Raw genomic sequence first — 9,103 nt, forward strand, 5'->3', positions numbered from 1 at the left:
CGTCCAGGCGAAGGACGCGCTGGGCCGCACCTGGCAGATGTCCACCATCCAGCTGGACTTCAACCTGCCTGAACGCTTCGAACTCGAGTTCCAGGCCGCCGACGGCAGCCGCCAGCGTCCGGTCATGATCCACCGTGCACTCTTCGGGTCCGTGGAGCGCTTCATGGGTGTCCTGACCGAGCACTACGCCGGCGCCTTCCCGGCCTGGCTCGCCCCGGTCCAGGTAGTGGGCATTCCGGTCGCGGAGGCGTTCAACGAGTACGTGTTCGACGTCGTCGATCAGCTGAAGGCGGCAGGCATCCGGGCTGAGGTGGATACTTCGTCGGACAGGTTCCCGAAGAAGATCCGCACTGCCAGCAAGGACAAGATCCCGTTTGTGCTGATCGCCGGCGGCGACGACGCCGAAGCAGGGGCCGTCTCGTTCCGGTTCCGGGACGGAAGCCAGGACAACGGCGTGCCCGTGGCAGAAGCAGTCAAGCGGATCACGGAAGCCGTCCGTAACCGGACCAGCTAGCGGAAACGGGAACAGGACCGTGCAGGAGAACACAGGCGCAGGATATCCAGGCGATGCCGGCGTTACCGACGACTTTGACCTCGCCGGTGTCCCGGACGCCTTCCAGCGCCTGTGGACTCCGCACCGCATGGCTTACATCAAGGGCGGCCAGCACCAGTTCAAGAACGAAAACGACTGCCCCTTCTGTATCGGACCGGCAAGGACCGATGAGGATGCGCTGATCGTCTACCGGGGAAAGACCTGCTACGTGGTGCTGAACCTGTTTCCCTACAACCCCGGGCATCTTCTCGTTTGCCCCTACCGCCACATCCCCGACTACACGGACCTCACCGTTGAGGAGACAGCGGAGTTCGCCGAGCTGACCCAGACGGCCATGCGGGTGCTGCGGAAAGTAGCGAACCCGGGCGGATTCAACCTGGGGATGAACCAGGGCGTGGTGGGCGGAGCCGGCATCGCCGCGCACCTGCATCAACACATTGTTCCGCGCTGGGGCGGTGACGGGAACTTCTTCCCCATCATCGCCCAGACCAAGGCGATCACGCAGACCCTCGACGAGGTCCGCCAGCAGGTCGCCGACGCCTGGCCCGGGGAGACGGATGCTGAATAGGCACGCCCGCGGGTTCTTCACCGCGCTGTTCACCCCGTTCGCCCGTTGGCTCCTCCGAATCGGCGTCTCACCGGATGCCGTGACCATTATCGGTACTGCCGGTGTAGTGGTGGGATCCCTCGTCTTCTACCCGCTCGGGCAGCTCTGGTGGGGAACCCTGTTCATCACCGCGTTTATCTTTTCCGACGTCCTGGATGGCATCATGGCCAGGATGCGGGCGGTGGGCAGCCGTTGGGGCAACTTCCTGGACTCCACCCTGGACCGGATCGCCGACGGCGCCCTTTTCGCCGGCCTCGCCGTCTGGTTCTTTACCGGTGGCGCTAATGTTCCGATCGCCATGGCCGCCACTGTCTGCCTCGTCCTTGGCATGGTGGTCTCCTACGCCAGGGCAAAGGCGGAGTCGCTGGGGTTCACGGCCAACATCGGCATAGCAGAACGCGCTGAACGCCTGGTTTCCGTGCTGGTGGTGACCGGCTTTACCGGCCTTGGGCTGCCGCACGTGGTTCTGCTGGTGACACTGATCCTGCTCGCCCTCGCCAGCCTCATAACCGTGGTCCAGCGCATGGTGTCCGTCCGCCGCCAGGCACTTGCTGAACCGTCGCCTGCCGATTAACACGAATTAAGCCGGCCGGGCGCGGTGAGACTAGTATTAGGACTGCCCGGTCAATGGATCCGGCAACCCGGTGTGTGTACAGATGGCATCTTCGTGCCGCCCTACACGCCCGGCGAAGGTCATCTATCTACCCATAGGGGTTTTTGTGTCTACACCTGATGTAAGCAGCGAAGCCGGTTCGTCCGCGAACAGCGTCACGGGCAGCAGCCGCGTGAAGCGCGGCATGGCTGAGATGCTCAAGGGCGGCGTCATCATGGACGTCGTCAACGTCGAACAGGCCCGCATCGCCGAAGACGCCGGTGCCGTTGCTGTGATGGCGCTGGAACGCGTTCCGGCCGATATCCGCGCCCAGGGCGGCGTGTCCCGTATGTCCGATCCGGACATGATCGACAAAATCATTGATGCCGTGTCCGTGCCGGTCATGGCCAAGGCCCGGATCGGCCACTTCGTCGAGGCCCAGGTCCTGCAGTCCCTGGGCGTGGACTACATTGACGAGTCCGAGGTCCTGACCCCGGCCGACTACACCAACCACATCGACAAGTGGAACTTCACCGTTCCGTTCGTCTGCGGCGCCACCAACCTCGGTGAGGCATTGCGCCGCATCAACGAGGGTGCGGCGATGATCCGCTCCAAGGGCGAAGCCGGCACCGGTGACGTCTCCAACGCCACCACCCACATGCGCCAGATCCGCGCCGAACTGCTCAAGCTCGCGGCACTGCCCGAGGACGAGCTGTACGTCGCGGCGAAGGAACTGCAGGCACCCTATGAGCTGGTCAAGGAAGTTGCCTCCACCGGCAAGCTTCCCGTGGTCCTGTTCACCGCCGGCGGCATCGCCACCCCCGCCGACGCTGCCATGATGATGCAGCTCGGCGCCGACGGCGTTTTCGTCGGCTCGGGCATCTTCAAGTCCGGCAACCCCGCCCAGCGCGCCGCCGCCGTCGTGAAGGCCACCACCTTCTTCGACGACCCCGACGTCATCGCCAAGGCCTCCCGCGGCCTGGGTGAAGCCATGGTGGGCATCAACGTCGACGAGATTCCCCAGCCTCACCGCCTCGCTGAGCGCGGCTGGTAACTTCCGCCTCCCGCTAGTAACGTCGCCGGTTCCCCACCTTTGTTTTGGCGGGGGACCGGCGTCGTACTTTTAAGGGGGCGGGGGAAGGGGCCGCTAGTTGAGGCCTCGGCGCTTCAGGAGGGGCTCCAGCTTTGCTTCGCGGCCTCGGAGGGTCCGGAAGGAGTCGAGCGGGTCGCGGCTGTTACCCCGCGACAGGAGCTCCTGCCGGAAACGGTCACCGTTGGTCCGGGTGAGGCCTCCGTTCTCGCTGAACCAGTCCACGGTCTCGGCGTCCAGCACTTCGCTCCAGATGTACGAGTAGTAGCCTGCAGCATAACCGGCTCCCGCGAAGACGTGCTGGAAGTATCCCGTGCGGTAACGCGGCGGAATCAGCGCGTGGGCGATTCCGGCAGCCGCCAGGCCCTTCTCCTCGAAGGCCAGTGCATCCTCGGGCACCTCATTGCTCCCCAGGACATGCCAGGCCAGGTCCAGCAGCGCTGCCCCCAAGTACTCGGTAGTGGCAAAGCCCTCACCCCAGAGCCGGGATTCGTTCAATTTGTCCACGACTTCGTGGGAAAGCGGTTCGCCGGTGGCGTAGTGCTTCGCATAGTTGGCCAGCACCTCCGGCCACATAATCCACATCTCGTTGACCTGCGACGGGTACTCCACAAAATCCCTGGGAACCGAAGTACCGGAGAACCGTGGGTATGTCACCTTGGAGAACAACCCGTGCAGGGCATGCCCGAACTCGTGGAAGGTGGTCCGCAGCTCGTCCAGGGTCAGCAGCGTCGGTTCGCCCGCGGGCGGCTTGGATATGTTCAGGTTGTTGATGACCACTGGCTTGGTCCCGAGCAGTCCCGACTGTTCCACCAGGGAGTTCATCCAGGCGCCGCCGCGCTTGGACTCACGAGTGTAGTAGTCGCCGAGGAAAAGCCCCAAGGAGCTGCCGTCCTCATTCCGGACCTCCCAGACCCGCACGTCGGGGTGGTAACCGGAAAGATCCTTCCGTTCATGGAAGGTAATGCCGTAGAGGGACGTGGCAGCGAAGAAGACTCCGTCGGCCAGGACCCGGTCCAGCTCGAAATAGGGCCGGAGGGCCTGCTCGTCCACGTCGTACTTTTCCCGCCGGACCTTCGCGGAGTAGAACGCCCAGTCCCAGGCCTCCAAGGGATGCCGGGCGGCCTCCGCCAGGGCGTTGGCCTCGCGGTCCGCGTTGCGGACGGCGGCCGGTGCCATGCGGTTCAGCATAGACTGGACCGATTCGAAATCGGGTGCTGTCTGCCGGTCCACCACCAGTTCGGCGTAGTTGCCGAAGCCCAGCAGGGCAGCTTTTTCGGCGCGTGCGGCGGCCATGGACCTGGCAAGTTCGAGCACGTCGAGGTTTCCGCCGCTGCTGCCGCGGGCCACCGAAGCTTCAAACAACCGCCGCCTGACGTTCCGGTTCTCCAGGGCAGCGAGGGCCGGCTGGTTGGTGGGTTGGATCAGCGTGAGGAGGAACTTTCCCTCATGATCGGCCGCACGGGCTGCTTCTGCGGCGGCGGCCACGTCGTCGGCCGGCAACCCCGCCAGCTCTGCGGGGTCCTCCAGCAGCAGGGCTGCGGACTTCATCCCTTCCTTGACCCGCTGGCCGAATTCGGTTCCCAACCTGGAGAGCTCGGCATTGAGCTCCCGCAGCCGCTCCTGACCGGGACCGTCCAGCTGAATGCCTGTTTGCCGGAACTCCTTGAGATATTCGTCCACCAGGCGCGCCGACTCTGGATCAAGACCCGCCGTATCGATGGCGGCGAAGCGTTCATACAGGGCCCGGTTCAGGAATACTTCGTCCTGGTGGGCCGAAAAGAGCGGCGAAAGCCGGGTTTCCAGGTCACGGATCTCGTCAGAGGCGTCGGCAGAGACAAGCGTAAAGAAGGCGGCAGCAGTCCTGTGGAGCAGCAGGCCCGAGCGCTCCATCGCCACAGCCGTGTTGTCGAAGGTGGCGGGATCAGTGTTGGCGGCGATCGCCTGGACCTCGGACAGGTGCTCCGCAAATCCGGCCTCAGCCGCTTCGGCGTAATGGGCCGGCTCTATGTCCGCGAACGGGGGCAGGGCGAACGGAAGCGTGCTGGGAGCGAGCAGGGGGTTTGTCATGACGTAAATCTTCCACATGGGCCACACCTTCTCAACGACCGCCAAATGCTCGTGGCGGCGCGGAACCTTGCCTAGAATGACCGTCATGGGGATTAGTTGGGGCGGTGCTGCCCCGCGCGCCGGGGCAACGACATGTGCCCTGCTTGTGGCTGCTGTGGTGGCCGGCTGCGGCCTCGTGGCGGAACAGGACGGGCAGTCGCCACGGCCGGCGGAGTCTGCTACCCAGACTCTCGGTTCCGGGACGTTGCCGCCAAGCGCCGCTCCGGCACCCAGCCCCACACCTGCACCCACACCGGGTAAGGGCCCGACCTGCCCAATGGTCCGGTGCACCACCGTACTGGTGACCGGCGACATGCTGATCCATGACCAGTTGTGGCAGCAGGCGCAGCAAGACGCCGCCGCTGGCGGGAAGCCGGGCATGGACTTTGGGCCACTCCTGGAAGGTCAACGCCGATACATCAGGAACAGCGATCTTGCCATCTGCCACCAGGAGACGCCGGTGGCAGGCCCGGACGGTCCGTTTTCTGCGTACCCGTCGTTCAACGTTCCGCCCCAGATCATCACCGCGTCCAAGGACGTGGGGTACCAGGCCTGCACTACCGCCAGCAACCACACCATCGACCGCGGCACCGACGGGCTGCTGCGCACCCTGGACGCCCTGGATGCCGCCGGCCTCCAGCACACAGGGTCCTACCGGACGGAAAGCGAATCCCACGGAATCCTCATCGTGCAGACGGCGGCCGCGAAAGTCGCCATCATCCAGGCCACGTACGGGCTCAACGGCCTGCTCCCGGAATATCCCTGGCAGGTGGACATGCTGGACCCCGCAGCAATGATTGCCAAGGCCGAAAAGGCGAGGGCGTTGGGAGCGGACATCGTCCTGGCCGCCATGCACGCCGGTGATGAGTACGCCAGCGAACCGAACGCCCAGCAGGAGGAGGTGGCGCGTGCCCTGGTGGACAGCGGGCAGTTCAACCTGGTCTATGGTCACCACACCCACTCCGTGCTGCCCATCGAAAACTACAAAGGTACCTGGATTGTGTACGGCCTGGGCAATGGCGTAACGGAGCTGTCCCCCTGGTATGTGGTTAACAACGAGGGCCTGCTGGTGAGGGCGCAGTTTGGCCAGGACGCCTCCGGCAGATGGTCGGCCACGGACCTCGCCTGGGCACCATCGGTCATTGTCCGCGACCCGTACCGCTGGTGTTCGGTGGCCGCTGATGCGCCGCAGGGGCAATGTGCCGGTGCGGAAGCGGACGCCGCGACCAGGCAGCGGACCAGCACAGTAGTGGAATCCCGCGGTGCGGGGGCAGCCGGTGCCCATGAACTCCTGATAACACGCGAACCCTAAGCCTTAGTGCTAAAAGGGCCCCCGCCGCCGTCGGCCGATGGACGGTGTGCCTGTCAGCGCGGGCGGCGCGCCGCGTGTTCCCTGGCCAGATCGGCGTAATGGTCATCCGGGTGGCCGGGCTGGAATGTGCCGTACTTCCGCTCAGCCGCCGTGCGGATCAGGAAATCGGCAATGGCTGGATTCTTTGGCAGCAGGGACCCGTGCAGATAGCTCGCCACGATGTTGCGGTAGCGGGCACCTTCATGGCCGTCGCTGCTGTTGTTTCCCGTCCCTTTTGCCACGGTGCCGAGCGGCCGCACGCCGCCACCGAGTGTGGTCTGCCCGCTGTGGTTCTCGTAACCCAGCACCTCGCCGAACTCCGGCGTAGCCACCTTGACGTTGCCGATCAGGCGCTCATCAGTGCCATGGGTTTCCACGTCAAGAACGCCGATGCCGGGGATGACTGCTCCGGTGCGCGTTTTGAAGAACCGTCCGAAAAGCTGGTACAGCCCGCAGATGACCAGCATCGGCGCGCCGTCCTCAGCCAGGTCCTTCAGCACTCCCGCCCGTGCCTGCAGATCGTCCTGGATCACCAGCTGCCCGCTGTCCTGGCCGCCACCGCCCACGATGATGTCCACGTTCTCCGGGAAGGGATCACCCACGTTGTATTCGAGCAGCTCCGGGGTATAGCCGTGCCACTTGATGCGCTGCTGAAGGACCAGGGCGTTGCCCCAGTCGCCATAGATGTTCATGTCGCGGGGATAGAGCTGGACTACCCGGATGGCGCCCTTGCTCTCGGAGCTTTCCCTTGCAGGGTGCGCGCCTGACTGGCTCAAGAGACAACCTCCACGGTGGTGATTTTCGACAGCTCGCGTCGGATGGCCAGCATTGCCGTGTAGGTGCAGAAGATGCGTTTCGGCTTGCCTTGGGCTTCCCTGATGAAGGAGGCAAGAGCTGGGGTAATCTCGGGCTCGACCCCGCCGATCCGCACGTCGTCATACTGCAGGCGCAGGGCCATGTCGTAGGCGCGGGAGCCGGTCAGCTGGTCCACCCCTCCCTCGCGAAGGGAGTCGAATTCCACGTCCCACAGCCAGGACATGTCGCGGCCGTCGGCGTAGTTGTCGTTGATGGCAATCATGGTGGCGTAGCCGCCGGCGGGGAAGGACTTCAGGCCGAGCCGGAACCCGCTGGGATTTTTGACCAGGACGAGGTCAAGGGGCTGGCCGTCGACGGTGAGGCTCTCTCCCCGGCCGAAGGCGGGTGCAACCTGGGCGAGGGCGGCCAGCAGGGTGTCGTGGTCGGCAGTGGCTGCACCGCCGCCACAAATGCTGCGCGCCAGGGTCAGCGCCGCGGCCGCATTGAAAATGTTGTAGACGCCGCGGAGCTTCATCCCGGTGCTGACCGTCACGCCGTCATACTCAAATTCGGCGGTGTCCGCACCCACTTTGCGGAGGACGACGTCCGCAGCGGGCTTCTCCGGAAGGCCCGCCGGAGCAGGACTTCCAGGAGCGGCGCGCATGTCGTCGTCGTTGGGGAAGGTGCCCAACAGCGAATCGTCAAGGCCGAAGTACTTGACGTCCTGCCCGGTCAAGGAAGCGGCGATCCTGGCCACGCGCGGGTCCTCCCGGTTCAGCACCACCGTTCCGGTGGTTTTGGCGGCGATGTGCTGGAGCAGCTGGGCCGTCTTGTCGATCTCGCCGAACCGGTCCAGCTGGTCACGGAGGACGTTAAGGAGCAGGCAGTAACGGGGCGGCACGCTGTTGACGAAGTGCACGGCGTGGGCTTCGTCGAGCTCCAGGACAGCGACGTCGGCGTCCAGCCGGCCCCGCCAGTCCACCTCGCCCAGCAGTGCGGCGGCCACACCCCGGGTGAAGTTGCTGCCGGTGCGGTTGGTGAAAACCTTCAGCCCCTGGCTCTCCAGCAGCTCCACCACCATTTTGGTAGTGGTTGTTTTACCGTTGGTACCGCTGACTACGGCTACGCCATGGGGGAGCGTGGTGAGCGTCCGCCGCATGAAGCCGGGATCGATTTTTTCGACCACCAGCCCGGGCAGGGCAGAGCCACCGCCCCGTAGCCGGGACACCCGGCGGACGAGCTTGCCGAGCGGAACACTGAAGTAGAGCATGCTTCGAATATATCCCAGCAACGGCATGCAACCGCCGTCGGAGTGGGCCTCCCGCGCCGGCCAGGAAGGCTGTGCACCGTATGCTGGATGGATGACAATTTCCCCTTCAGCTGCTTCCGCGCGCGTGGGCTCGGGCTTGCGGATCGGCGTGTTGGCGCTTCAAGGTGACTTCCGCGAGCACCTCCGTGCCATCGAAGCAACCGGAGCCGAGGGCGTCGGGATCCGCCGCCCCAAGGAACTGGACGGTCTGGATGGGCTGATCATTCCCGGCGGTGAATCCACCGCGATCGACAAGCTGGCCCGCGCCTTTGACCTGGCGGAACCTCTTCGGGAGCGGATCGCCGAGGGCCTGCCTGCATACGGTTCGTGTGCCGGCATGATCCTGCTCGCCGCGGACATCGCAGATCCAGCAACAGACCTCGCCGGAGCCCCGCAACAGACTTTCGGCGGACTGGATATCACCGTCCGGCGCAACGCCTTCGGCCGGCAGCGCGAGTCCTTTGAAACGGACCTCGACTTCAAAGGACTCGATTTCAGCGCTGCCGAAACCGGTGTTCCTCCGGTCCACGCCGTCTTCATCCGGGGCCCCTGGGTGGAACGCGTCGGCCCGGAGGTGGAGATCCTGGCCCAGGTGGAACCGGCGGATCGGGAGCACGCGTCCCACGCGGTCCCGCTGCCGGGGACAGCTAGAATTGTTGCAGTGCGTTCCGGCCACCTGCTGGCCACCTCCTTCCAT

The 9,103-nt window shown here is 65.0% G+C and carries 9 protein-coding genes; 6 read left to right on the plus strand and 3 right to left on the minus strand.

Annotated elements, in window-relative coordinates:
• The 4 genes from AC5RWX_RS26790 to pdxS form a co-directional block, all read left to right on the plus strand.
• Positions 1-514, plus strand: a 514-nt coding sequence (locus AC5RWX_RS26790; protein WP_494099305.1) for a His/Gly/Thr/Pro-type tRNA ligase C-terminal domain-containing protein, incomplete at its 5' end; no start/stop codon positions are given.
• Positions 515-533: 19 nt separating this feature from the next.
• Positions 534-1,121: an HIT family protein gene (locus AC5RWX_RS26795; protein WP_163163965.1), complete on the plus strand. Its 588-nt coding sequence runs from the start codon at positions 534-536 to the stop codon at positions 1,119-1,121.
• Entirely contained in the window at positions 1,111-1,734 is a 624-nt protein-coding gene (gene pgsA, locus AC5RWX_RS26800; RefSeq protein ID WP_494099306.1) for a phosphatidylinositol phosphate synthase, read from the plus strand. Before AC5RWX_RS26795 ends, pgsA begins: the two co-directional genes overlap by 11 nt.
• A 145-nt stretch (positions 1,735-1,879) precedes the next feature.
• Positions 1,880-2,806, plus strand: a complete 927-nt coding sequence (gene pdxS / locus AC5RWX_RS26805) for a pyridoxal 5'-phosphate synthase lyase subunit PdxS (RefSeq protein WP_494099307.1) — start codon at positions 1,880-1,882, stop codon at positions 2,804-2,806.
• A 93-nt stretch (positions 2,807-2,899) separates the two neighbouring features.
• On the opposite strand, the gene AC5RWX_RS26810 is transcribed toward pdxS, so the two are convergent.
• Positions 2,900-4,912 carry a M3 family metallopeptidase gene (locus AC5RWX_RS26810; RefSeq protein ID WP_494099312.1) on the minus strand — a complete coding sequence of 671 codons (2,013 nt, stop codon included), beginning with the start codon at positions 4,910-4,912 and terminating at the stop codon, positions 2,900-2,902.
• Positions 4,913-4,997: 85 nt separating this feature from the next.
• Between AC5RWX_RS26810 and AC5RWX_RS26815 the strand changes: the two genes are divergently transcribed.
• On the plus strand, positions 4,998-6,263 hold the full coding sequence (locus AC5RWX_RS26815; RefSeq protein ID WP_494099308.1) for a CapA family protein: 1,266 nt from the start codon (positions 4,998-5,000) through the stop codon (positions 6,261-6,263).
• A gap of 53 nt (positions 6,264-6,316) precedes the next feature.
• On the opposite strand, the gene AC5RWX_RS26820 is transcribed toward AC5RWX_RS26815, so the two are convergent.
• On the minus strand, positions 6,317-7,078 hold the full coding sequence (locus AC5RWX_RS26820) for a type 1 glutamine amidotransferase (RefSeq protein ID WP_494099309.1): 762 nt from the start codon (positions 7,076-7,078) through the stop codon (positions 6,317-6,319).
• Positions 7,075-8,367 (minus strand): MurT ligase domain-containing protein, encoded by a 1,293-nt coding sequence (locus AC5RWX_RS26825; RefSeq protein WP_494099310.1) that lies wholly within the window; start codon positions 8,365-8,367, stop codon positions 7,075-7,077. Before AC5RWX_RS26825 ends, AC5RWX_RS26820 begins: the two co-directional genes overlap by 4 nt.
• A gap of 91 nt (positions 8,368-8,458) precedes the next feature.
• Between AC5RWX_RS26825 and pdxT the strand changes: the two genes are divergently transcribed.
• Positions 8,459-9,103 (plus strand): pyridoxal 5'-phosphate synthase glutaminase subunit PdxT (gene pdxT / locus AC5RWX_RS26830; RefSeq protein WP_494099311.1); only part of this gene is annotated, 645 nt, incomplete at its 3' end.

The organism is Arthrobacter sp. SPT-J7 (genome assembly GCF_059089965.1).

Bases quoted from the DNA above. Each gene is read 5' to 3' on its own strand.
- pgsA (WP_494099306.1), top strand. From the start codon at position 1,111: ATGCTGAATAGGCACGCCCGCGGGTTCTTCACCGCGCTGTTCACCCCG.
- AC5RWX_RS26810 (WP_494099312.1), bottom strand. From the start codon at position 4,912: ATGACAAACCCCCTGCTCGCTCCCAGCACGCTTCCGTTCGCCCTGCCC.
- AC5RWX_RS26815 (WP_494099308.1), top strand. From the start codon at position 4,998: ATGGGGATTAGTTGGGGCGGTGCTGCCCCGCGCGCCGGGGCAACGACA.
- AC5RWX_RS26825 (WP_494099310.1), bottom strand. From the start codon at position 8,367: ATGCTCTACTTCAGTGTTCCGCTCGGCAAGCTCGTCCGCCGGGTGTCC.